17 protein-coding genes and 1 pseudogene are annotated in these 20,780 nt (G+C 72.0%); 10 read left to right on the forward strand and 8 right to left on the reverse strand.

Annotated features, from left to right (window positions below; all coding sequences use genetic code 11):
- From E4U92_RS11025 to E4U92_RS11030, 3 genes and pseudogenes are all read left to right on the forward strand, one after another.
- A pseudogene (locus tag E4U92_RS11025) lies at nucleotides 1-768 on the forward strand (RHS repeat-associated core domain-containing protein); the annotation flags it as partial.
- The gene (locus tag E4U92_RS36580) at nucleotides 674-904 is read left to right on the forward strand and encodes an RHS repeat-associated core domain-containing protein (RefSeq protein WP_229862238.1); all 231 of its coding nucleotides are present in this window, start codon (nucleotides 674-676) and stop codon (nucleotides 902-904) included. The pseudogene E4U92_RS11025 and the gene E4U92_RS36580, both read left to right, overlap by 95 nt.
- A 564-nt stretch (nucleotides 905-1,468) precedes the next feature.
- Nucleotides 1,469-1,894, forward strand: a complete 426-nt coding sequence (locus E4U92_RS11030; protein WP_137300494.1) for an SRPBCC family protein — start codon at nucleotides 1,469-1,471, stop codon at nucleotides 1,892-1,894.
- Nucleotides 1,895-2,862: 968 nt separating this feature from the next.
- Here E4U92_RS11030 and E4U92_RS11035 read toward each other — a convergent pair.
- Together E4U92_RS11035 and E4U92_RS11040 are read right to left on the reverse strand one after the other, a co-directional pair.
- Entirely contained in the window at nucleotides 2,863-4,497 is a 1,635-nt protein-coding gene (locus E4U92_RS11035) for an alkaline phosphatase D family protein (RefSeq protein WP_137300162.1), read from the reverse strand.
- Nucleotides 4,498-4,559: 62 nt separating this feature from the next.
- Nucleotides 4,560-5,204: an HNH endonuclease family protein gene (locus E4U92_RS11040; RefSeq protein ID WP_137300163.1), complete on the reverse strand. Its 645-nt coding sequence runs from the start codon at nucleotides 5,202-5,204 to the stop codon at nucleotides 4,560-4,562.
- Between the two features lie 374 nt (nucleotides 5,205-5,578).
- Between E4U92_RS11040 and E4U92_RS11045 the strand changes: the two genes are divergently transcribed.
- Both E4U92_RS11045 and E4U92_RS11050 read left to right on the forward strand, forming a co-directional pair.
- Complete coding sequence (locus E4U92_RS11045) at nucleotides 5,579-6,160, forward strand: TMEM165/GDT1 family protein (protein WP_137300164.1); 582 nt, start codon at nucleotides 5,579-5,581, stop codon at nucleotides 6,158-6,160.
- A gap of 183 nt (nucleotides 6,161-6,343) precedes the next feature.
- Nucleotides 6,344-7,006 (forward strand): HAD-IA family hydrolase, encoded by a 663-nt coding sequence (locus tag E4U92_RS11050; protein WP_174863800.1) that lies wholly within the window; start codon nucleotides 6,344-6,346, stop codon nucleotides 7,004-7,006.
- Between the two features lie 209 nt (nucleotides 7,007-7,215).
- Here the strand turns inward: E4U92_RS11050 and E4U92_RS11055 are convergent, their stop codons facing one another.
- Nucleotides 7,216-7,950 carry a lytic polysaccharide monooxygenase gene (locus E4U92_RS11055; RefSeq protein ID WP_137300166.1) on the reverse strand — a complete coding sequence of 245 codons (735 nt, stop codon included), beginning with the start codon at nucleotides 7,948-7,950 and terminating at the stop codon, nucleotides 7,216-7,218.
- A 306-nt stretch (nucleotides 7,951-8,256) separates the two neighbouring features.
- Between E4U92_RS11055 and E4U92_RS11060 the strand changes: the two genes are divergently transcribed.
- Nucleotides 8,257-9,780 (forward strand): chitinase, encoded by a 1,524-nt coding sequence (locus tag E4U92_RS11060; RefSeq protein WP_137300167.1) that lies wholly within the window; start codon nucleotides 8,257-8,259, stop codon nucleotides 9,778-9,780.
- 87 nt (nucleotides 9,781-9,867) lie between these two features.
- Here E4U92_RS11060 and E4U92_RS11065 read toward each other — a convergent pair whose 3' ends face one another.
- Nucleotides 9,868-10,608, reverse strand: a complete 741-nt coding sequence (locus E4U92_RS11065) for a DsbA family protein (protein ID WP_229862234.1) — start codon at nucleotides 10,606-10,608, stop codon at nucleotides 9,868-9,870.
- Nucleotides 10,609-10,867: 259 nt separating this feature from the next.
- Complete coding sequence (locus E4U92_RS11075) at nucleotides 10,868-11,908, reverse strand: peptidoglycan-binding domain-containing protein (protein ID WP_229862231.1); 1,041 nt, start codon at nucleotides 11,906-11,908, stop codon at nucleotides 10,868-10,870.
- Between the two features lie 177 nt (nucleotides 11,909-12,085).
- Here E4U92_RS11075 and E4U92_RS11080 point away from each other — a divergent pair, with 177 nt between their 5' ends.
- Nucleotides 12,086-14,125, forward strand: a complete 2,040-nt coding sequence (locus E4U92_RS11080) for an MFS transporter (protein ID WP_137300171.1) — start codon at nucleotides 12,086-12,088, stop codon at nucleotides 14,123-14,125.
- Here E4U92_RS11080 and E4U92_RS11085 read toward each other — a convergent pair.
- Nucleotides 14,118-14,609 carry a GNAT family N-acetyltransferase gene (locus E4U92_RS11085; protein WP_137300172.1) on the reverse strand — a complete coding sequence of 164 codons (492 nt, stop codon included), beginning with the start codon at nucleotides 14,607-14,609 and terminating at the stop codon, nucleotides 14,118-14,120. The genes E4U92_RS11080 and E4U92_RS11085 overlap by 8 nt on opposite strands.
- A gap of 162 nt (nucleotides 14,610-14,771) precedes the next feature.
- On the opposite strand from E4U92_RS11085, the gene E4U92_RS11090 reads away from it, so the two are divergent.
- Together E4U92_RS11090 and E4U92_RS11095 are read left to right on the forward strand one after the other, a co-directional pair.
- A complete protein-coding gene (locus E4U92_RS11090) occupies nucleotides 14,772-15,425 on the forward strand; it encodes a hypothetical protein (RefSeq protein ID WP_137300173.1) in 654 nt (217 codons plus the stop codon).
- An 18-nt stretch (nucleotides 15,426-15,443) separates the two neighbouring features.
- Complete coding sequence (locus E4U92_RS11095; RefSeq protein WP_137300174.1) at nucleotides 15,444-16,253, forward strand: hypothetical protein; 810 nt, start codon at nucleotides 15,444-15,446, stop codon at nucleotides 16,251-16,253.
- On the opposite strand, the gene E4U92_RS11100 is transcribed toward E4U92_RS11095, so the two are convergent.
- Nucleotides 16,242-16,676, reverse strand: a complete 435-nt coding sequence (locus E4U92_RS11100; protein WP_067231321.1) for a DnaJ family domain-containing protein — start codon at nucleotides 16,674-16,676, stop codon at nucleotides 16,242-16,244. The genes E4U92_RS11095 and E4U92_RS11100 overlap by 12 nt on opposite strands.
- A gap of 85 nt (nucleotides 16,677-16,761) precedes the next feature.
- On the opposite strand from E4U92_RS11100, the gene E4U92_RS11105 reads away from it, so the two are divergent.
- Nucleotides 16,762-17,154, forward strand: a complete 393-nt coding sequence (locus E4U92_RS11105; protein WP_067231323.1) for a hypothetical protein — start codon at nucleotides 16,762-16,764, stop codon at nucleotides 17,152-17,154.
- A 38-nt stretch (nucleotides 17,155-17,192) separates the two neighbouring features.
- Here the strand turns inward: E4U92_RS11105 and E4U92_RS11110 are convergent, their stop codons facing one another.
- A complete protein-coding gene (locus tag E4U92_RS11110; protein WP_137300495.1) occupies nucleotides 17,193-20,438 on the reverse strand; it encodes an RHS repeat-associated core domain-containing protein in 3,246 nt (1,081 codons plus the stop codon).
- Nucleotides 20,439-20,780 lie beyond the last annotated feature (342 nt).

A 20,780-nucleotide genomic window follows, 5' to 3' on the forward strand; every position in this document is an offset into this window, starting at 1 on the left:
TGGCGCCAGGCGCAACCGCTGAACGGCGCCGGCGACGACACAGACAAGATCCACAAGCGCACCGCCGACGGCGCCGCCACCGCCTACACCTACGACACCCGCGGCCGCCTCACCAAGGCCGTGGAGAGCAAGGACGGCTCCACCACGGCCGGTTGGGCGTACTGCTACGACAAGGCACGCAACCGAACGGGGAGCTCCACCGGCACCTCCCTGCCCGCCTGCACCAGCGCCCAGCACACCTACACCTACAACGACGCCGGGGAACTCACCGGCTACGACTCCGCCACGGGCTTCACCTACGACGGCGCGGGCAACGAAACCGCCGCGGCGAGCCCCACCGGCACCCGCACGGCCGAGTCCTGGACGCCGTTCACCCAGCTCGCCGCCTCCACTCAGTCCGGCGCGACCACCAGTCACACCTACGCCGGCGTCGACAACACCCAGCGCCTGACCCGCGACGCGACCACGTTCACCAACGCCGCCGTCGGCCTCACGGGCCAGAGCGCGTCCGGGGCGGCGACCGGTTTCGTCCGCGAACCCTCGGGCACGCTGGTGGCCATGAGGACCGGCGGGAGCAGCCAGTATTACCTGACCGACGCCCAGAACTCCGTCCTCGGCCTGGTCGACACCCCGCTACACGAGCACCTATCTGGACCCGACGGGGCTGTACAAGATGGGCGCCCGCTACTACGACCCGCGCCTCGGCCGCTTCACCCAGCCCGACCCCAGTGGCAAGGAGAACAACGCGTATCTCTACGCCACTGGTGATCCCGTCAACAAAATTGACCCGGCTGGAACACTGAGCTTTGTCGGTGCTCTCGAATTCACTGACAACGTCCTCACCGTGGGTGATGCCATAAAGGCCGGACTCAATGGCGACACGGACGCTTTGTGGTGGCGGTAGGCAGCGCAGCAGCGAGCCTGGCCACAGAAATGGTCTGCCAGTTCGCCCTCGGCTTCTTTGCCGTGCCCACAGCAGGAGCATCAGAAGTCCTGGGCCAGGCGGTCTGCGCAGCGGCCGCCTACGACGTCGGCCAAGCAACCAGCTGACGAACACCATGTGATGCCGGACAATCAGAGGAAAGCAGAATGAGCAGATACGGTAGGACTGCCTACGGTTCCCAGGGCGCCATGCGTAGGAACGCCATCCTGACTTATGTCCTTTCCGCAGTCACGCTGCTCGCGGGAATCATGATGGTCCTGAGTGGCATCACAAAGGGCTGGATCTGCATCGCTCTGGCCGTGATCTGCACCGCCTTTGTGGTGATTGCAACCCGAGTCAGGGCGAGCCGACAGCGGCGTTGATCCTCTTGTCTGATCGACAGTCGTGGGCGGGGAGTCGCTGCGATGGCTCCCCGCCCATGTCTAGGTCGCCGGGCTGCGCCCGGTTCAGCCGGGAGTGTGGTCACCGCCAACCGGGGTAGCAGCATCGATGAATGAAGCCCCGACCGTCGTGAAGAGGTGTGCATTGTCCGCATCTTTGTTGGAAACTGTCGACATCAACGCCCCAGTTTCCATTGCGTGGGCGCTCTGGAGTGACGTAACCAAGTGGCCGGATTTCCTGAGTCACGTTCGCAGTGTGGAGCAAGTGGACGATCGGCGCTTCACCTGGCAACTGAGGCTTATGGGTGCAGACAAGAACTTCGTCGCAGAGCTGACCGAAGTCATACCGGAAGACCGTATCGCATGGCGTACAGTCGACGGAGTGAGCCACGCCGGAGTGGTCACCTTCCACCGCCTGAGTGATATGACGAGTCGAGTCACACTGCAGATCGAGTACGATCCGAAGGGGTTCATCGAGCACCTCGGCGCCCTCACCAACCTCGATTCCGTACTAGCCAATTATGACCTCGGAGAATTCCAGAAGCTGGCCGAAACGACTGCGGCGGCTTGATCATGCAGCCACGGGTGAGGGACATGCGGGTGTAAGGCGTGCCCATCCCACCCGCACTTCGCTTCCCACATCTCTCATTCCAGCCTCGATGCCGCGTAACGGTCCACCGAACGGAGTCGGTGGACCGTTATGCATTCTGCGGCGTAGTCCCGCAGGAGCGGGGCGACGAACGCTGTGCAGCTGACCGGCACCGACGATGACGCCTTGCGAAGCTCAGTGCCTGCTTACCTGCCCCGGCCTCTCAGTCGCCGGCCGCGCTGCTACCGCACCGGGTCAAGCGCTGCTGGTGTCCTCCCACATGAGCCGACCGTGTTCCCGCACCACTTGACGGGGCGGGGTTCCGCTCACGCGGGTGGCCGTGCTGGGTGAGCATCGCGGGCACCCGGTCCAAGGGTCCCGGGCCTGGCTCGAGCGGACCGGAGTTCTTGTAACCGTCGTACTGCGCGAAATCTGTCATCAGAATGTCCCTGCAGGTTGCCATGGCCGGCGGGGGAGGCGCAGCCCTTCGAGGGGGGCGGTGGTTCTCCCGTTCGGAGGACCTGTCCAGAGGGCCCAGTCGAGCACGAAGTCCCTACCGCTGCACGAGCACCTATCTGTACCCGACGGGCAACGCCTACCTGTACGCGGCAGGGGACCCGGTCAACAGCAGTGCCCCACCGGACTGTTCAGCTGGCCCGGTGTCGGTAGTGCTGTCGGAGGCGCGGTAACCGGCCTTGCCGCTGCCGCTGCAATCGAAGCCGCCTGTGCGGGCACGGCGGGCTTCGGCTGCGTCGCGGCAGGAGCCGTGACAGGAGCCCTGTGGGGTGGCGCGGGCGCTGGCCTGGGCGCCGTCATCGCCGGCGGCGACGCCGAAGACGCTGAGAATGCCATCCTTGGATCTGCCAGCGGCGGCCTGATCGGCGGAACCAAGGTCGGGCCCCGCTCCCGGGATCGGACGGTCCGTGAGCGGGGCCCTCGCCGTCGGAGTGCTAAGGCGTCAGGGCCGACTCGTACACCTCTCCCAGGCTGCCGTCCTGGCGGGCCTGTTCCAGGCTCAGGTGGGCCGAACGGCCTCGCAGGGTCAGTGTCATGAGCTGGTTGCCGAACCAGGGGCCGCCCGTCCTGCGCCACGTCACCGGCGGCTGCTCGCAGCGGCCGTGCCGCCTCAGCAGCCGCCCGAACGCCCGGGCCGGCGCGCTCCAGCCGAGGCGGAAGCCCCATCTGATCGACGCCGGGACGGAGTTGTGGACCGGTGAGCAGGTGAGCTGGAGCACCCGGGCGTCCGGCTCCCCGTCCGGCCAGTGCGGCTCGGCCACGTACGCGTGGTGCACGTCCCCGGAGAGCACCAGGATCGTGGCCGGGGCCCCGTCGCCCGTGCCGGTCTCGGCCAGCAGCGCCGCCAGGTCGGCGAAGGACCGCGGGAACGCCGCCCAGTGCTCCAGGTCGGCGCCCCGCCGCAGCCACTCCCCGAACCGCGCCCACCGCCCGTCGCGCCCGCCGCGCTCACCCCGGCTCAGCGCGGCGTCCCACGCCTCGGCGTCGTGCACCAGGTGCGGCAGCAGCCACGGCAGCGAGGTGCCGACCAGCAGGTGGTCGCAGGACTCGCGGTCGGTCAGCGCCTCGTTGCGCAGCCACTCCTCCTCGCCGGGGTCGAGCATCGCGCGCTCGTCCTCCGCCAGCACCCGCGCGGCCCGGCTGTCGACCATGAGCAGCCGCACCCGGCCGAAGTCGCGCCGGTAGCTCCAGCGCACCGACTCCGGCTCGGCGTCGGCGCGTTCGGCGAACTCCCGCAGCAGCTCGGTGGCGTCGTCGGCCGCGCGGACCGCCGCGTAGAGCGGGTCGGTGGCGAGGTCGGCGGGGGAGAGGTTGCCGAGGTGCTGGTGCACCCAGTACGAGGTGAGGCCGCCCAGCAGCCGCTCGCGCCACCAGGGCGTGGCCCGCATGTCGGCGAGCCAGGATGCGGAGGTGTTCCAGTCGTCGATCAGGTCGTGGTCGTCGAAGATCATGCAGCTCGGCACGGTCGACAGCAGCCAGCGCACCTCGGGGTCGAGCCAGGACTCGTAGTAGAGGTGGGTGTACTCCTCGTAGTCGGCGACCTGGCTGCCGGGCGGCTCGCTCAGGTCGCGGCGCGTGGCCAGCCAGCGCCCGGTGTCGTCGGAGGTCTCGTCGGCGTAGACCTGGTCGCCCACCAGGAGCAGTACGTCGGGCCGCTCGCCGTCCGGATCGGCCGCGAGCCGGGTCGCGAGGGCGTCCAGGGCGTCCGGGCCCACCGGGTCCTTCTCGCCGGCCGCCGGGGCGGCCCAGCGGCACGAGCCGAAGGTGACGCGGACCTCGTCGCCCTCGGCCGGGGTGTGGATCACCGAGGGCGGGAACCGCGATTCCGGCTCCGGCCACACGCGCGTGTCGTCGAGGTACACCTCGTACGCCGTGGTGGTGCCGGGGGCCAGGCCGGTCACCTGCACCAGCGCGTAGTGGTGCCCCGACACGTGGAAGGTGCGGGCCGTGCCCACGACGCCGTCCGCGCACCGCACCTCGACCCCGCAGGGACGGCTCGCCTCGACCCACACGGTCGCGCTCGTGCCGTCCACGTACCTCAGCAGGGGACCCAGCTTCAGTTCACCCACACACGCCTCCTCCGTCGCCCCGTACGGTACGCAGCGACGGAGGGCCGCGGCGAGGGACGGGGTCAGCAGTTGTTCAGGTACCCGGTCAGCGCGCTTTTCTCGGCCGAGTCGACGGACAGGCCGTAGTAGTACTTCACCTGCACCCAGGCGCGGACGTAGGTGCAGCGGTAGGAGCTGACCGACGGCATCCAGGTGGCCGGGTCCTGGTCGCCCTTGGCCTGGTTGACGTTGTCGGTGACGGCGATGAGCTGCGGGCGGGTCAGGTCGTTGGCGAAGGACTGGCGCCGGGCGGTGGTCCAGGCGCTCGCGCCGGAGTCCCAGGCCTCGGCGAGCGGGACGAGGTGGTCGATGTCCAGGTCGGAGGCGGCGGTCCAGGTGGCGCCGTCGTACGGGGAGTACCAGCTCCCGCTGGTCGCGGCGCACGAGGAGTCGGTGACGACGTTCGAGCCGTCGCGCTTGAGGACGGTCTCGCGGGTGTTGCAGGTGCCGGAGACGGTGATCCAGTGCGGGAACAGGTCCCGGCTGTAGCCGGTGCGGTCCTCGGCGGCGACGGTGAGGCTCGCCAGGTAGGTGCGGGCGGTGGCGGCGCTGACCGGGGTGGGGAGGGCCGCGGACGCGGTCGGCGGGTCGAACAGCGTCACGGAGGCTATGAGGCCGGTGAACGCCGCGAGTATGCTCAGCCGTCGACGCGCGTAGAGCTTCGGCATGCGAACTCCCTTGGGGTGGTGGGGTGGTGGAGCGCGAGCGGAGGGAATGCTCGTCGTCCTGCGTTGCCGGGGGATGTGTGCTCGGTGAGAAGTTAGTGACGTGTGCATGACACGACAAGGTCGTCGGCGGAACGATCTCGTACACTGGGGGAGCGCAGAAGGGGAGTAGCTCTTCGCCGGACCGTCGACATACTGCTCAGCGAGCCTGAGCCGGCGCCCGGAGGCGGATCCAGCGGATCGGCCAGCGAGACCTTCGGCAAGCAGTGCACGCCCGTGCCGCACGGCACGGGTCAGATGTGTGCTGCCGTGCCGAGGTGTCCGTTCGTGGAGACTGCAGACTCTCGGTGGGGCGGCACCCGACCGATTGAGGAACCTTGATCAGCCTGACCGTCACGGCGCTCGTCTTCGGCGTCGTCTTCCTCGCCGAACTCCCGGACAAGACCGCCCTCGCCGGCCTCGTCCTCGGCACCCGCTACCGTGCCTCGTACGTCTTCGCCGGGGTCGCCGCCGCGTTCGCCCTGCACGTCGCGCTCGCCGTCGCCGCCGGGAGCGTGCTGACGCTGCTGCCGCAGCAGATCGTGCACGCGCTGACCGGTGTGCTGTTCCTCGGCGGGGCCGCGGTGCTGCTGATGAAGAAGGACGAGGACGACGAGGAGATCCGCAGCCCCGAGAACCAGTCCTTCTGGAAGGTGGCCGGCGCGGGCTTCATGCTCATCCTGGTCGCCGAGTTCGGTGACCTCACCCAGATCATGACGGCCAACCTCGCGGCCCGCTACGACGACCCGCTGTCCGTCGGCCTCGGCGCGGTGCTCGCGCTGTGGGCGGTGGCCGGACTCGGCATCGTCGGCGGGAAGGCGCTGATGAAGCGGGTGCCGCTGAAGCTGATCACGCAGATCGCGGCCGTGCTGATGCTGGCCCTGGGCGTGTGGAGCCTGTGGGAGGCCGTGACCGGCTGAGCCGGACGCGGCTGAACGTCCGGTGAACGGTTCCGCGGCGCGGTGGCGCGGGACGGGGGTTGTTTTGTACCGTGGAGAAACAAAGTGGCTCCCGCCCGTTTTCCCTGACCGGCGGGCGGGGCCGCTCTGTCCCCCGCGGACCGTCCCCGTGGACCGTCCCCACGTCCCCACCAGGAGCTGCCGATGACGGCGACCACCGTGCTCACCGCCCGTGCCCTGCTGCTCGACATGGACGGCACCCTGGTGAACTCCGACGCCGTCGTGGAGCGGGTCTGGCGGCGCTGGGCCGACCACCACGGGCTGGACGGCGACGAGGTGATGAAGGTCGTCCACGGGCGCCAGGGGTACGCCTCGATGGCGGTGCTGCTGCCCGGGCGGCCGATGGAGCGCAACCACGCGGACAACGCCCGGATGCTGGCCGAGGAGACGGCCGACCTGGACGGCGTCGTGCCCGTGCCCGGGGCGGCGGAGTTCCTCGCCGCGCTCGTCCGGCTCGGCGTGCCGCACGCGCTGGTGACGTCGGCGGACGTGCCGTTGTCCACGGCGCGGATGGGCGCGGCGGGCCTCGGCCTGCCCGCGGTGCGGGTCACGGCGGAGTCGGTCGGCGCGAGCAAGCCGGACCCCGAGGGCTTCCTCAAGGGTGCGGCGGAACTCGGCGTGGACCCGGCGGACTGCGTGGTCTTCGAGGACTCGGGTGCCGGCATCGCGGCGGGGCGCGCCGCGGGGATGCGGGTGGTCGGGGTCGGGCCGCGGGCGGCCGTGCACGGGCCGGACGCGGTGGTGCGGGACCTGACGCGGCTACGGGTGGAACCGGCGGCGGACGGGTTCGCGCTGCACATCGGGTGAGCGCTGCACACCCGCTGAGCCTGCACGTCGGGTGAGCGGTGCACACCCGCTGAGCCCACGTCGGCTGAGCGCTGCACGTCGGCTGAGCCTGCACGTCGGGTGAGCGCTGGGCCTCGGCTGGGCGTGCCCGGGGTGGGCGGCCCGGCCGCGGGGGCCGGTGAACCCGCCCCCGCCCTCCGGACCGCCCGCCACCGGCGGCAAGGCACGGCCTAGCAGGTCCCGAGGTCCTCCCAGACGCCCCACTGGCCCGTGGTGCCGGGCTTGTCGCCGGTCACCCACCACTTGGCGCGCCAGGTGTGGCCGCCGTACGTGACGGTGTCACCGCCGTTGTAGACCCGGGCCGGGTCCCAGGCCGCCGCGGTGCAGGTGCTGCCGCCCCCGCCGCCGTTGCCGCCGCCCGTGCCGCCGCCACCGCCCCCGCCGCCCGTGCCGCCGATGTTGACGTCGACGCAGGAGTAGAACGCGTTCGCGGTGTCGGCGATGTTCCAGACGGCGAGCACCTTCTGACGGCCCGTGAAGCTGCCGAAGTTGACCTGCTGGCTGACGTCCGCGGCCGGCTGCTGGTTGCGCCCGTCGAACTCGGCGATCTTCTGGCCGCCGATGAAGTACTGCCAGTTCGCGGTCGAGTGCCGGGCCGTGTTGTGCCAGGTGAACGTCGCCGTCGTGCCGACCGGGGTGACCTTCCAGGGCTTGCTGTCATTGTCCAGCTCGGCGTACTCGGCGTGTCCGCCGCTGCAGCTCTGCAGCCCCTTGGGGCCCTCGACGCTCTGCGGCTCGTACTTGATCTGGCCGCAGTCGACCAGGCCCTGGGCGCACTGCTCCTGCCGGCTCGTGGGCAGGGTCACCCAGCCGTGGGCGACGGCCGAGCTCGCCGGAAGGCTGACGGCGAGCACGGGTGCGGCGAGCGCGCCGATCACGAAAGCCGTTCGCCTTTTCATGTCCATGACATATCTCCCTCGGGATCTGACGCCGACTAGGTCTAGACCATAGCCCGGCCCGTGGCGGCCCGGTCAAGGGTGACTGTGCGGTAATCGGCGCGAGGTGAACGCTCTCCGGACGCGGTCCAGTCGGCCGGTACGTGCCCTGTACAGGGACGGTCTGCCCGGGGACTCCCCGAGGGCCCCCGATTGGTCTAGTCCCTTCTTGGTCCAGACCATTGACCCACCCCGGGGCGGGCGCTATTCCAGTAGGCGGCAAGTCCCCGTCCCAGCACGGGACATCGGCCCTTCCCCACACACACCTGGACTGACATGAGACGAGTGCGTCCCTTCCGCGCGGCCCTCGCCGCAGCCGCCACCGCGGCCGCCGCTGTGGGCCTCGCCCTCACGGGAACCGGCACCGCCCAGGCCGCGACACCCCTGCCGAACCACGTGTTCGCGCCCTACTTCGAGGCGTGGACCGGCGAGAGCCCGGCCGCCCTGGCCGCCCAGTCGGGCGCCAAGCACCTGACCATGGCGTTCCTGCAGACCGCCACCAAGGGCTCCTGCACGCCGTACTGGAACGGCGACACGGGCATGCCGATCGCCGCCTCGACCTTCGGCTCGGACATCAAGACGATCCAGGCGAACGGCGGCGACGTCATCCCCTCGTTCGGGGGGTACACGGCCGACACCACCGGCACCGAGATCGCCGACAGCTGCACCGACGTGCAGCAGATCGCCGCCGCGTACGAGAAGGTCATCACCACCTACGACATCTCGCGGCTCGACATGGACATCGAGGTGGACTCGCTCGACAACACCGCGGCCATCGACCGCCGCAACAAGGCCATCAAGCTGGTCCAGGACTGGGCCGCGGCCAACGGGCGCAAGGTGGAGATCTCCTACACCCTGCCGACCACCACGCACGGGCTCGGGGACACCGGCGAGGCCCTCCTGCGCAACGCCGTCGCCAACGGCACCCGCGTCGACGTCGTGAACCTCATGACGTTCGACTACTACGACAACCAGCCCCACGACATGGCGCAGGACACCCAGACCGCCGCGCAGGGCCTGCACGACCTGCTCGCCCAGCTCTACCCGGGCAAGACGTCGGCCCAGCTCTGGAACATGGTCGGCGTCACCGAGATGCCGGGCGTCGACGACTTCGGCAAGGCGGAGACGTTCACCCTGGCCAACGCCCGGACCGTGTACGACTGGGCCGTCGCCAAGGGCATCAACACCCTGTCCTTCTGGGCGCTCCAGCGGGACAACGGCGGGTGCCCGGGCGGGGCGGCCGCGGACAACTGCTCGGGCATCGCGCAGAACACGTGGGACTTCACGCACGTCTTCGCGCCGTTCACCGGCGGCACCAGCACCCCGTCCAACGACTTCTCGGTGGCGCTCACCCCGGCCTCCGGGACGGTGACCGCCGGCCAGTCCGCCACGGCCACCGTGAAGACGGCCGTCACGGCGGGGAGCGCCCAGAGCGTGAAGCTCAGCGTCAGCGGGGCCCCGGCGGGCGTCACCGCCTCGCTCAGCCCCACGTCGGTCACCGCGGGCGGGACCTCCACGCTCACCCTGGCCACGACCTCGGCGGCGGCCTCCGGCACCTACACGGTCACCGTGACCGGCGCGGGCACCTCCGGCAGCCACTCGGCCACCTACGCCCTGACCGTCACCGGCGGCACCGGCAGCCAGTGCACCGCCGCCCCGTGGGCCAAGGACAAGGTGTACACGGGCGGCCAGCAGGTCTCGTACAAGGGCCACACCTGGAAGGCCAAGTGGTGGACGACGGGCGAGGAGCCCGGCACCACGGGCGAGTGGGGGGTCTGGCAGGACCTCGGCACCTGCTGACCCGTTGAGGTCACCGTGCCGGCCGTGGCCCGTACCGAGGGGGGCCGCGGCCGGCACGGCCCGTGAGACGCCGTCCGTGAGGGTGGTTCAAGCCGCGTCGTCGATCACGCTCGTCAGGAACTGGTCGAAGACGTCACCCTGGTAGAGGATCGCGCTCTGCTCGGCGGGAATCCGGTGCCCGTTCACCTCCGCGGTCGGCGTCCCGGGGCCTTCGTGACCGCCGTAGTGGCCGGCGGCGGCGAACGACGCCTCGGACGCGTCCACGAAGTGCCGGTACTTCATGGTCCTGACGGCCGCGTCGAAGGACGGCGTGCGCAGCCCGTCCACCTCGCTCGCCAGCTCCAGCAGCCGCGCGTCCGTGAACCCGTCCACCTCCTCGGCAGGCTGGTCGAGGTAGAGGACGGTGTGGTACTCGGCGAACTTCCCCGCGTCGAGCGCCGCTCGCAGCGCGTTGACGGCCCTCTTCGACCCGCCTCCCCCCAGCCGGCCGTCCAGGAAGGACGCCAGGGTGTACTCGACCTTCACCTCGTGCGTCAGCACCCGCTTCGCCAGGACCGGGCCGCCGCCGCTGGTCTCGAACTGCCGGCAGTAGGGGCAGCGCGGGTCTTCGAACAGGTGCACGGTCACCCGCGCCCGGGGATCGCCCACCAGGACGGTGACGCCGTCCGGCTCCACCCGCTCGGGCACGTCCGCCGTCCGCGCGTAGGCGGGTTCGTCCCCCGGGTACCCCGCCCCGTCGTCCACCGCTCGGGCCTTGCACCCCGACACCGCCGCCACGAGCCCGACCATCAGCACGGCCGTGACCAGCCGCCCACCCCGGAACCTCACACGCCTCAACCCCCGTACACGTCTGGAAAACGGGAGAGTACGGCATCCAAGAAGCCGACGGCCCCGTGCCCCACCCCAGGGGCGCGGGGAACTGCGCGACCGGCCGCGACGGCGCCGCACCCGCACGACGGCCGAAGCGCCGGCCGGGACGAACGGCGCCTGATCATCGACGGCGCCGCCCCCACCCCCCAGGGGCGCGGGGAACTGCGCGACCGGCCGCGACGGCGCCGCGCGCAAGCCCCCCCGCAGCCACCGGAGGTCACTGCACCTGCGTCTCCGCCTCCAGCCGCGCCCGCGTCGCCGCGCCGTACACCCCCGGCTCGTCCTGCTGGATGCCGCGCCACCACTGGAACGTGCGGACGCCGTTCTCGACCTGTTCGTCGTAGCTGCCGTTGATGTCGCCGCCGTACAGGCCCACCTGCCGCAGCCGGGTCTGGAGTTCCGCCACCTCCGGGCCCTTGTCGCCGCGGCGCAGCGCCGTCGCCCGCCCGTTGTCCTGGCCGGAGGCCGACGGAGTGGGGGCCGTGGCCGTCGCCGTCGGGGACGCCGGTCCGGACGGGGACCCGGACGCCGACGGGGACGCGCTGGACGCCGACGGGCTCGGTGACGCGCTGTCGCTCGCCGACGGTGACGGGGACGCGGAGGCCGAGGGGGAGGAGGAGGCCGTCGCGGTGGCGGACGCCGCCGTCGCCGACGGATCGTCCGACGGGCCGGGGACGGCCGGCCGGACGTCCCGCGGGGCCGCCGTGTCCCGCGTCGGCGTCTCGTAGGAGAACAGCCCGGTCGCGAATCCCGCCGCGGCCGCCACCGCCACCACCGCCCCCGCCGTCACCAGCAGCAGCGTCCGCCGGCGCCGCCCGCGCGGCTCGGGCGCCGGGGCGTCCGCAGGGGCGCTCTCCTCGAACAGCTCCAGATCCCCCGCGTCGGCCCCCGCCGCCCCCACCGGCGCGGGCGGCACCGGCTGCAACGGCATCGTCCGCTCGGCGGCGCCGGCCCCGGGCCCGTCCGGCTCACCCGGTTCGCCCAAACCGTCCGACGCACTCGTCGCACTCGCCGCACTCGTCGCACCCGAAGGACCCGAAGCACCCGGTGCACCCAGTGCACCCAGTTCTACGTAAGGCCGCACCCGCAGCGGGTCGAAGTCCTCGGCCGCCGCCACCTCCGCCGTGCGGGTGTCGCGCACGGCGTCGGAGGTGCGGCGGGCGCAGGCGCAGGACGGCGTGTGGTCGGCCGCGCGCGGCGCACCGCACTGCGGACACGGGTGCCCCAGCGGTCCGTGCGGGCCCTTCGGCTCGTTCACGTGTTCGTCCCTCCCCAGGCGAGCTCCAGAGATTATGCAGATCTTCCCCACGAAACCCCGCCCACGGCCCCCGGAATTCTCACTTCCGGCAGGACTCAACGGGCCATTACGGGACACACCCACCACGATGGAACTGTCACGACGGTCACGACGGTCAGCACGGCCCGGGAGGTCTCGATGGCCTTGGATGCGCACGCCCGCACCGAGGATCCGCGGCGGGAGCAGGTCGCCGGCAACGTCCTCGTCTCGATCGGCGCCCTCCTGCTCGGCATGCTGCTCGCCGCGCTGGACCAGACGATCGTGTCGACCGCGCTGCCCACGATCGTCAGCGACCTCGGCGGCCTGGAGCACCTGTCCTGGGTGGTGACCGCGTACCTGCTGGCCTCGACCGCCGCGACCCCGCTGTGGGGCAAGCTCGGCGACCAGTACGGGCGCAAGAAGCTCTTCCAGGCGGCCATCCTGATCTTCCTCGTGGGGTCCGCGCTGTGCGGGATGGCGCAGGACATGCCGCAGCTCATCGCGTTCCGCGCCGTGCAGGGCCTGGGCGGCGGCGGGCTGATGGTGCTGTCGATGGCGATCGTCGGCGACATCGTGCCGCCCCGCGAACGCGGCCGCTACCAGGGCCTGTTCGGCGCGGTGTTCGGCGCGACCAGTGTCCTCGGCCCGCTGCTCGGCGGACTGTTCACCGAACACCTGAGCTGGCGCTGGGTGTTTTACATCAACCTGCCCGTCGGTGTCGTCGCGCTCGCCGTCATCGCGACCGTGCTGCACATCCCGCGCAAGGGCACCCGGCACGTCATCGACTACCTGGGCACCTTCCTCATCGCCGCCCTCGCCACCTGCCTCGTCCTGGTCGCCTCCCTGGGCGGCACGACCTGGGCGTGGGGCTCGGCGCAGATCGCCGGCCTGATCGCGCTGGCCGTCGTCCTGGCCGTGGCGTTCGTGGCCGTCGAGCGCCGGGCGGCGGAGCCGGTGCTGCCGCTGAAGCTGTTCCGGGTGCGCACCTTCACCCTGTCGGCGGTGATCAGCTTCATCATCGGGTTCGCGATGTTCGGCGCGATGACCTACCTGCCGACGTTCCTCCAGGTCGTGCGGGGCGTCTCGCCGACCATGTCGGGCGTGCACATGCTGCCGATGGTGTTCGGCATGCTGCTGTCCTCCACCGTGTCCGGGCAGATCGTCAGCCGCACCGGCCGCTGGAAGGTGTTCCCGCTGACCGGCACCGCGGTGACCACCGTCGGCCTGCTCCTGCTGCACCAGCTCGACGAGCGCAGCTCCACCGCCGAGATGAGCGCCTGCTTCTTCGTCTTCGGCCTCGGCCTCGGCCTGGTCATGCAGGTCCTGGTGCTCATCGTGCAGAACGCCGTCTCCTACGAGGACCTGGGCGTCGCCACCTCCGGCGCGACCTTCTTCCGCTCCATCGGCGCCTCCTTCGGCGTGGCGATCTTCGGCACGGTCTTCGCGAGCCGCCTCGCCGACAAGCTCACCGACGCGTTCCGGGGCGTGCGGCTGCCCGCCGGGGCCTCCGCCGACGCGCTCCAGGCCGACCCGCGCGGCATCTCCGCCCTGCCGCCGGCGCTGCGCCCGGCCGCGCTGCACGCGTACGCGTCCGCCATCACCGACGTCTTCCTGTACGCGGCACCCGTCGCCGCCCTCGGCTTCCTGCTGGCCTGGTTCCTCAAGGAGGACAAGCTGCGCGGCTCGGTCACCGCGCCCGACGTCACCGAGACGCTGGCCAGCAACCCGGTCCAGCGGTCGTCCTACGACGAGGTGTGCCGCGCCCTGTCCACGCTCGGCACCCGCGAGGGCCGCCGCGAGATCTACCGCACGATCACCGAGCGCGCCGGGTACGACTTCCAGCCCGCCGCGAGCTGGCTGCTGCTGCGGATGAAGAAGTACGGCACGGTCGAGCCGTCCCTGCTCGCCGAGCGCACCCCCGTCCCGCTGCCCGTCGTCCTGGAGGCCGCCCGCCAGGTCGAGGAGCGCCGCCTCGCCGTGCGCGAGGGCATCGGCCTGGTGCTGAGCCCGCAGGGGGCCCTGGTCGCCGAGGACCTGGCCAAGGCGCGCGAGGCGTCCCTGGCCGAACTCCTCGGCGACTGGTGGGGGCCCGACCGCCCCACCGACCTGGTCCGCCTCGTCCAGGAGCTCAACGCCGAGCTGTGCGGCTCCGACCGCGAGCAGCCGCACGCCCCCGGCCGCGCGTCCCGCCTCAGCTGAGCGCCTTGGCGAACCAGTGCTCGGCGTACGGGTCGGCGTTGTGCGGCCCGGTCTCGGTGTAGCCGAGGCGTGCGTACAGCGCCCGCGCCTCGACCAGGTCGCCGCGGGTGTCCAGGACGACCCGGGCGGCGCCCAGCTCCCGCGCCGCCCGCTCGGCCGCGCCCACCAGCAGCGCCGCCCCGCCCGTCCCGCGCGCCCCGGGCAGCACGAACACCCGCGTCAGCTCGGCCGTGGCCGCGTCCAGCAGCCGTACGCCCGCGCTGCCGGCCGGCGTCCCGCCGTACCGTCCGACGAGCAACTGCCCGGTGGGCGGGGCGAGTTCGGCGCCGGTGCGGGCGGCGACCTCGCGCTCCAGCTCGTCGGGGTCGGTGCGGCGCCCCTCGTGCAGGAGGTACCAGCGGTCGCTGACCTCCGTGTAGTAGGCGCGCCACAGGCCGGCGGCGACGGCGGAGTCGTACGGCTCCGGGGCGATCGTCCAGGTCATGCCCGCATTCTCGGCCCCGCCGGCGCACCGGCCGCAAGCGAATAAGGGTCCCGGCGCGCGGTCCGGGGCGGGGTGGGGGACAATGCGCGCTTGTTTGAGGGGTGTGGTGCGGGCAACACGACCGGAAACCGGCCGACAGGGCCGACTCACCGGAAGGCAACCATGTCCACAGGCGTGATCATCGCTTTGATCGTGGTGGCGGTCGTCGTCGCCGCGGTCCTCGTGGCCATGTGGGTCCGCGGCCCGCGTGGCGCACACAGCCTGAAGCAGCGCTTCGGGCCCGAGTACGACCGGGCGGTCGCCCGGCACGGCGGCGACACCAAGGCGGCCGAGCAGGAGCTCACCGCCCTCGTCGAACGCCACGGCAACCTGCAGCGGCGGCCGCTGGAGCCCGCCGAGCGGGAGCGGTACGAGGCCCGCTGGACGGCGGTGCAGGAGCGCTTCGTCGACTCGCCCCGCGAGGCGGTCGTGGAGGCGGACCGGCTGGTCGCCGAGCTGGCCGGTGCCCGCGGCTACCCGGACGGCGCCCAGTACGAGGAGCAGCTCGCCGCGCTGTCCGTGCACCACGCCCACCACGTGAACGGCTACCGGACCGTGCACGGCGTGGCCCACAGCCGTACGGCGGGCACCGCGACCGGTGACGGCAGCGGTCCGGGCACCGAGGACATGCGGACCGCGCTGATCGAGGCGCGCGCCCTGTTCGAGGACCTGCTCGGCTCCGGCCGGGACCGGGCCCCGGCGGTCCGCGACACGTCCCGTGGCACGGACCGTTCCGGCCGACAGCCGTTCGCCGTCCGCCGACACCAGGCCCACTGACCGGGAGGAGTGAGCACGATGACCGACCTGACACCGGGCGGCCCGGACGAGCGCCGCGGGACCGCGGCGGCCGAGGGCACCCAGCAGACCGACGGCGTGACCGAGGCAGAGCGCGTGCGGGAGGCCAAGCGGGCGCACGACGCGTACCAGGACGACCGGGCGGCGGCCGAGGCCGCCCGGCAGGACCCCACGGGCCACGGGGCCTCGGGCTTCGACACCGGCACCGGCACGCTGGACGCCGGCACGGCGCACACCACCGGCGCGGCCGGTGCGACGGCCACGACGGGCACCACCGCCGCCGCCGGTAGAACGAGCACGACCGGTACGACGGGCACCACGGGCACTGCGGGTGCCACCGGCACCACCGGGACCTACGCGACCGTCGTACCCGACACGACGACGGGCACCACCGGCACGACCGGAACCCACGACACCACCGGCACGACCGGCACGTTCGCCAAGCCGGCCACCACCGGCACCAGCACCACCTCGAACGAATCCGTCTCCCCGGCCGCCGAGGCGGCCGGTACCGACGCCCCGTCCCTGCTGCCGCGGGACGCGTCCGACGAGCTCGCCGGGCGGCTGCGGCAGACCGTCGTCGAGTTCGTCGACCGGCCCCAGGAGGCCGTCGAGGAGGCCGACCGGCTGCTGGAGGAGCTGGCGAACCGCTTCACCGAGGCGGTGGCCGAGCGGCGCCGTACGCTGCGCGGTGCGTGGCACACGGACGACACCGGCAAGCGGGGCGCCGGTTCGACCACGGACACCGAGCAACTGCGGCTGGCGTTGCGGGACTACCGCGAGCTGGCGGAGCGGCTGCTACACGTCTGACGGGTCCGGCGACCCCCCGGGAGTGGCGCGGCGCTCGCGCCACTCCCGCACGACCGCCTCCACGTCGTACGGCTTCTTGCCGAGCGGCGGGCCGGGCGGCGGCTTGAACATCATGTCGCGGATCTTGACGTTCACCTCGGTGATGATCCGCCGCACCACCCGCTCCGACGGCGCGGCCCAGGCCGCCTCGAGCGCGTCCTCGGCCTCCTTGCGCAGCGCCAGCGCGGGAGGCAGCACGGACAGCCCCTCACGGGCCATCTTCCGCTTGATCCACCACAGTTCGTCGTACGAGCTCTCCAGCCCCGGCGGCAACGGCTCGCCCGCGCCCGGCAGTCGCTCGAACTCCCCGCGCCGCTGTGCGTCACGGATCTGCTTGTCGACCCAGGACTCGAACGGCACACCCGGTGGCTTTCGCTCGGTCATGCGTCCATTGTGCCGGACGCGGCAGGGCCGGGCGATTTATCATGCGGCGGCTGTAGTTCACGAGGACTCTTCAGAAGGAGCGCACGTGCTCGAACTCACCATGGCGTCCGTCTCGGGGGCGGAAGAGGGCGCCACGGCCGGCATGCTCATGGCCGACGCGCCCAGTGAACCGGGCGCCGTGCTGCGGGTGGGCCGGGACAGGTCCGTGTGCCGCCTGGCCACGCCCGACGACTGGCTGTTCGTGTCCCGGGTGCACCTGGAGTTCCTCTGTGGCCCCGAGGGCACCTGGCAGGTGTCCTGGCTGCGCGGCTCGCAGCCCGACCCGTCCTCCGAGGTGCGGCTGGTGGTGGGGCAGTACGCCCAGACCATCGCCTACGGCGGGACCGTGCCGCTGCCGCGCGGCGGCTCCGGCGAGATCGTCGTCCAGGACCGCACCGGGCCGCGCAGCGTCAACGTCGGCTTCTACCACGAGGGGTAGGGCAGGGGGCCGTCACCCGGAGGTGACGGCCCGACCGGTCAGAAGGTGTACGACGCGCGGGCCGAGCAGCCGAAACTGCTGAACTTCGCGCCGGCCGACCCGGAGAACTTCCGGCTCTTCAGGTCGAAGCTGCCGGTGAGCGGCCCCCAGGAACAGGAGACCGGGACGGCCAGACCCTTGCCCGCGTTGCTGCTGTTCACCTTCACCCCGGCGCTGAAGCTGGGGCTGCCCAAGCCGGTGGAGAGCCCGAGGTGGAAGGTGCCGTCGCTGTTGAAGTTGAAGCTGGCCCCGAGGCAGACGACGTAGCAGCCCTCGAATTGCGGGCTCACGGAGAACAGCCCGCTCGGGTCGATCCGGTTGACCGGGTCGCCCTCGGCGTAGAGGTACGGGTTCTTCTCCTGGCCCGAGGGGTCGGGCTGGGTGAAGCGGGTCAGTTCCGGGTCGTAGTAGCGGCTGCCGAAGTGGTACAGCCCGGTGGGGTCGAGCTGGCCGCCCGCGAAGCGGAACGGCTGCGGCACCGTCTCGGCGGTGCCCGCGCGGGGCAGGCCGGACGGCGTGTACGCGTAGGTGTCGACCTGCTTGCCCGACTCGTCGACCAGGGCGGTGACCGAGCCGAGGGCGTCGGTCAGGTAGTAGTAGCTGGCGCCGCCGGTGGAGACGGAGTTGAGGGTGCCGCCGGGTTCCCGGATGTACTCGCTGTCCTGGCCGGCCGTGGTCTCGCCGGACAGTCCGAGCGGGCCGTTGTGGAAGACGGTGTCGCCCAGGCGGGTGCGCTCGCTGCTGTCGGTGCTGGCGTACTGGGCGGAGTACGACGTGCCGCCGGTGGTGAGGGACTTGAGCTGGCCGTACCCGGTGTACTGCTCGGCGGTGCGGGCGGCCTGCGGGGTCGGGGCGCCGGCGGTCTCGTTGCCCGCCTTGTCGTAGGCCCACCCGGTGGTGACGCCGTTGCGCGCGATCAGCTCGGAGGCGTCGTCGTAGGTGTAGAGGGTGGACGCCGGGCAGCCGGGCGCCTGGCCGCGTGAGGTGAGGTTGCCCGCCGGGTCGAAGCACTGCTGCCAGGAGGTCTCCACGCCCCTGGCGTCGGTCTCCTTGGCCAGCGAGAGCCGGCCGGTCCCGTCGTAGGTGTAGTCGGTGCGTGCCTTGGTCAGGGCGTCGGTGCGGGAGTGGATCCGCGCCCCGTCCACGGTGACGCCGCCGACGGTGTAGCCGTAGCCGTAGGACAGGTGGCTGAGGATGACGCCCGAGGGGGCGACGACCCGGATGTCCTGGGGGCGGCCCGAGGCGTCGAGGGCCTGCTTCTGCGCGGTGCCGCCCGGATAGGTGGTCTTCGTGCGCCGGTCCTCGTTGTCGTACTCGTACGTCGTCGCCTTGCCCTGCGGCCCGGTCAGCCGGGTCAGGCGGTGCGCCGCGTCCCACGCGTAGGTCGTGGTGCCGCCGGGGTCGCGGTAGTGGTCGACGTTGCCGTCGGCGGTGTAGGCGAGCACGGTCTGCGACCCGTCCTGCAGGGTGCGGACGGTCTCCCGGCTGAGGGCGTCGAACTGGTAGCGCTGGGTGCCGGTGGCGTCGGTGCGGGTGACGAGGTTGCCGTCACCGTCGTAGGCGTAGGTGACGTCGGCGGAGCCGGTCGCGGTCACCCCGACGACGCGGTCGCGCCGGTCGTAGGTGTAGACGGTCTTCACCCCGCGGCCGTCGGTCGTGCTCGCCGTGCGGCCGAGGGCGTCGTAGGTGTACGTGGTGCGTCCCAGCGGTGCGGGCGGGGTGACGCTGTCCAGGTTGCCGACGGCGTCGTAGTGGAACTCCGTCTTCTTGCCGTTGGCGTCGGTGGCGGTGCACGTCTGCCCTTGGAAGCCGCCGCACTTGGGGGTCGCCTCGTTGTAGGAGAAGGAGACGGTGCCGCCGCCGGTGCCGCTGGTGGCGACGGACGCGGTGTTGCCCGCCGCGTCGTAGGAGTAGCTGGTCTTCTCGCCGTCGGCGCCCGTGGTGGTGTTCGGGCGTTCGGCGCCGGCGACCGTCTGCCACTTGCCGGAGGCGTTCGCCCCGGTCGGCAGCTTCATCGAGGTGGGGTTGTTGCGGGCGTCCCAGCCGTAGGTGGTCACGTTGCCGCCGGAGCCGCCGCTGCCGGTGCCCATCGCGTCGGTGGCGGTCTGCAGCAGGTGGTTCTGGTACGTCGAGGACCGGGCGTGCCCGAGGGCGTCGGTCACCTTCACCATCTCGCCGTCGGCGTTGTGCTCGTACGTCGACTTGTGCCCGAGGGGGTCGGTCACCGTGGTCGTGCCCTGCTCCCCGGGGGTGGCGGCGCTGTAGGCGTAGGTGAACGTGGGGCCACTGCCGCCCTCGCCGCTCTCGGCGTAGCGGCGCATGGAGGTCACCCGGTCCGCGGCGTCGTAGGTGAACGCGGTCGACCGGCCCTCGGAGCTGGTCACCTTCACCACGCGGCCGTCGGCGTCGTAGCCGAAGGAGGTGGCGTGGCCGGTGCTGTCGGTGGTCCGCACGAGGTTCCCGTGGTCGGCGTCCAGGGTGTAGGCGACCGTGCGGCCGGTGTTGTCCTCGGCGGTCCAGCGGGTGGTGCCGGACCGGGTGAGGTCGATCCAGCGGCCCGAGCGGGTCTCGGTCAGCTTGAAGCCCGCCGAGGCGCCCGACGCGTCGAGGTGCGCGGTGACGGTCAGGACGCCGCCGTTGCGGTCACCGACCTTGGTGAGGCGGCCGTTCGCGTCGTAGGTGTCGGCGGCGCCGGACCCCCGGTCGGTGAGGGTGTAGGTGCCGTCGCCGTTCTTGCGCAGGTCCCTGGAGTAACCGGACGGGGTGGTGAAGGTGCCGTCGGAGGCCCGGGTGAACTCGACGGTGGCGCCGGTCTGGTCGTAGGCGATCACCGAGTTCGCCCCGGAGACGTCCAGGTCGCGTTCCCAGTTGACCCACCAGGGGCGGCTGACCTGGCCCTCCGGCGCGGTGAACGCGTTGTAGGTGCGGGTCAGTTGCAGTTTCTGCCCGACTCCGGCGATGTCGAAGTCGGTGGCGGCGAGCATCAGGTTGCCGGTGGAGTAGTCGATCCGCCCGGTCAGGGCGTCGGTCATGCGGAACCCGAAGATGCTGTGCCAGGGCACGTCGCCCTGGCCGCGCGGCACGAAGGCCGCGGCGGCGGTGGCGGAGCGGGGCGCCGCCGGACGCCGTCCGCCGTGCCGCAGCCGGTCCGACTCGCGCTCGCGCCAGACCTGTTCGGCGGCGGTGGGGGCGGCGGACCGGACGGTGCGGGGCGGCCGGGTCGACCCGGCGCGCACCGGCGGCATCGCGGCGCGCCCGTGGTCCCCCCAGTGCGACCGGTCGCCGGCGGACGGCCCGGCCCCCGGGGCGGCGACGGCCGGGACGGCGGCCGCGCCGAGGGCGACGGCCGTGAGGACGGCGGCCAGGGTGCGGGCGGCGCGCAGCCGTCCGGAGCGTAAGTGTCTTGCGCGGGCACGTGGTGTCGACACCGTTTCCCCCCGTTGGGACGTCGAGGCGGCCACGGCAGCCACCTCAGTCCCCTCAAAGTGACACGCGCCCGACGGGTGACCGCGGCCGTTCCCCCGATCGGAAGATGTATGCAGTCTCGAACAAGCCCGAACGTGACCAGGCACGTTGTCACTGGTTTG

Source organism: Streptomyces galbus, assembly GCF_005280195.1.
Classification (GTDB): Bacteria; Actinomycetota; Actinomycetes; order Streptomycetales; family Streptomycetaceae; genus Streptomyces; species Streptomyces galbus.

What these genes read in the sequence shown, in the direction of transcription:
- E4U92_RS11095 (WP_137300174.1), top strand. Translation starts at nt 15,444, where the DNA reads ATGACCGACCTGACACCGGGCGGCCCGGACGAGCGCCGCGGGACCGCG.
- E4U92_RS11055 (WP_137300166.1), bottom strand. Translation starts at nt 7,950, where the DNA reads ATGGACATGAAAAGGCGAACGGCTTTCGTGATCGGCGCGCTCGCCGCA.
- E4U92_RS36580 (WP_229862238.1), top strand. Translation starts at nt 674, where the DNA reads ATGGGCGCCCGCTACTACGACCCGCGCCTCGGCCGCTTCACCCAGCCC.
- E4U92_RS11040 (WP_137300163.1), bottom strand. Translation starts at nt 5,204, where the DNA reads ATGCCGAAGCTCTACGCGCGTCGACGGCTGAGCATACTCGCGGCGTTC.
- E4U92_RS11100 (WP_067231321.1), bottom strand. Translation starts at nt 16,676, where the DNA reads ATGACCGAGCGAAAGCCACCGGGTGTGCCGTTCGAGTCCTGGGTCGAC.
- E4U92_RS11080 (WP_137300171.1), top strand. Translation starts at nt 12,086, where the DNA reads ATGGCCTTGGATGCGCACGCCCGCACCGAGGATCCGCGGCGGGAGCAG.
- E4U92_RS11090 (WP_137300173.1), top strand. Translation starts at nt 14,772, where the DNA reads ATGTCCACAGGCGTGATCATCGCTTTGATCGTGGTGGCGGTCGTCGTC.
- E4U92_RS11110 (WP_137300495.1), bottom strand. Translation starts at nt 20,438, where the DNA reads ATGCCGCCGGTGCGCGCCGGGTCGACCCGGCCGCCCCGCACCGTCCGG.
- E4U92_RS11060 (WP_137300167.1), top strand. Translation starts at nt 8,257, where the DNA reads ATGAGACGAGTGCGTCCCTTCCGCGCGGCCCTCGCCGCAGCCGCCACC.
- E4U92_RS11085 (WP_137300172.1), bottom strand. Translation starts at nt 14,609, where the DNA reads ATGACCTGGACGATCGCCCCGGAGCCGTACGACTCCGCCGTCGCCGCC.
- E4U92_RS11050 (WP_174863800.1), top strand. Translation starts at nt 6,344, where the DNA reads ATGACGGCGACCACCGTGCTCACCGCCCGTGCCCTGCTGCTCGACATG.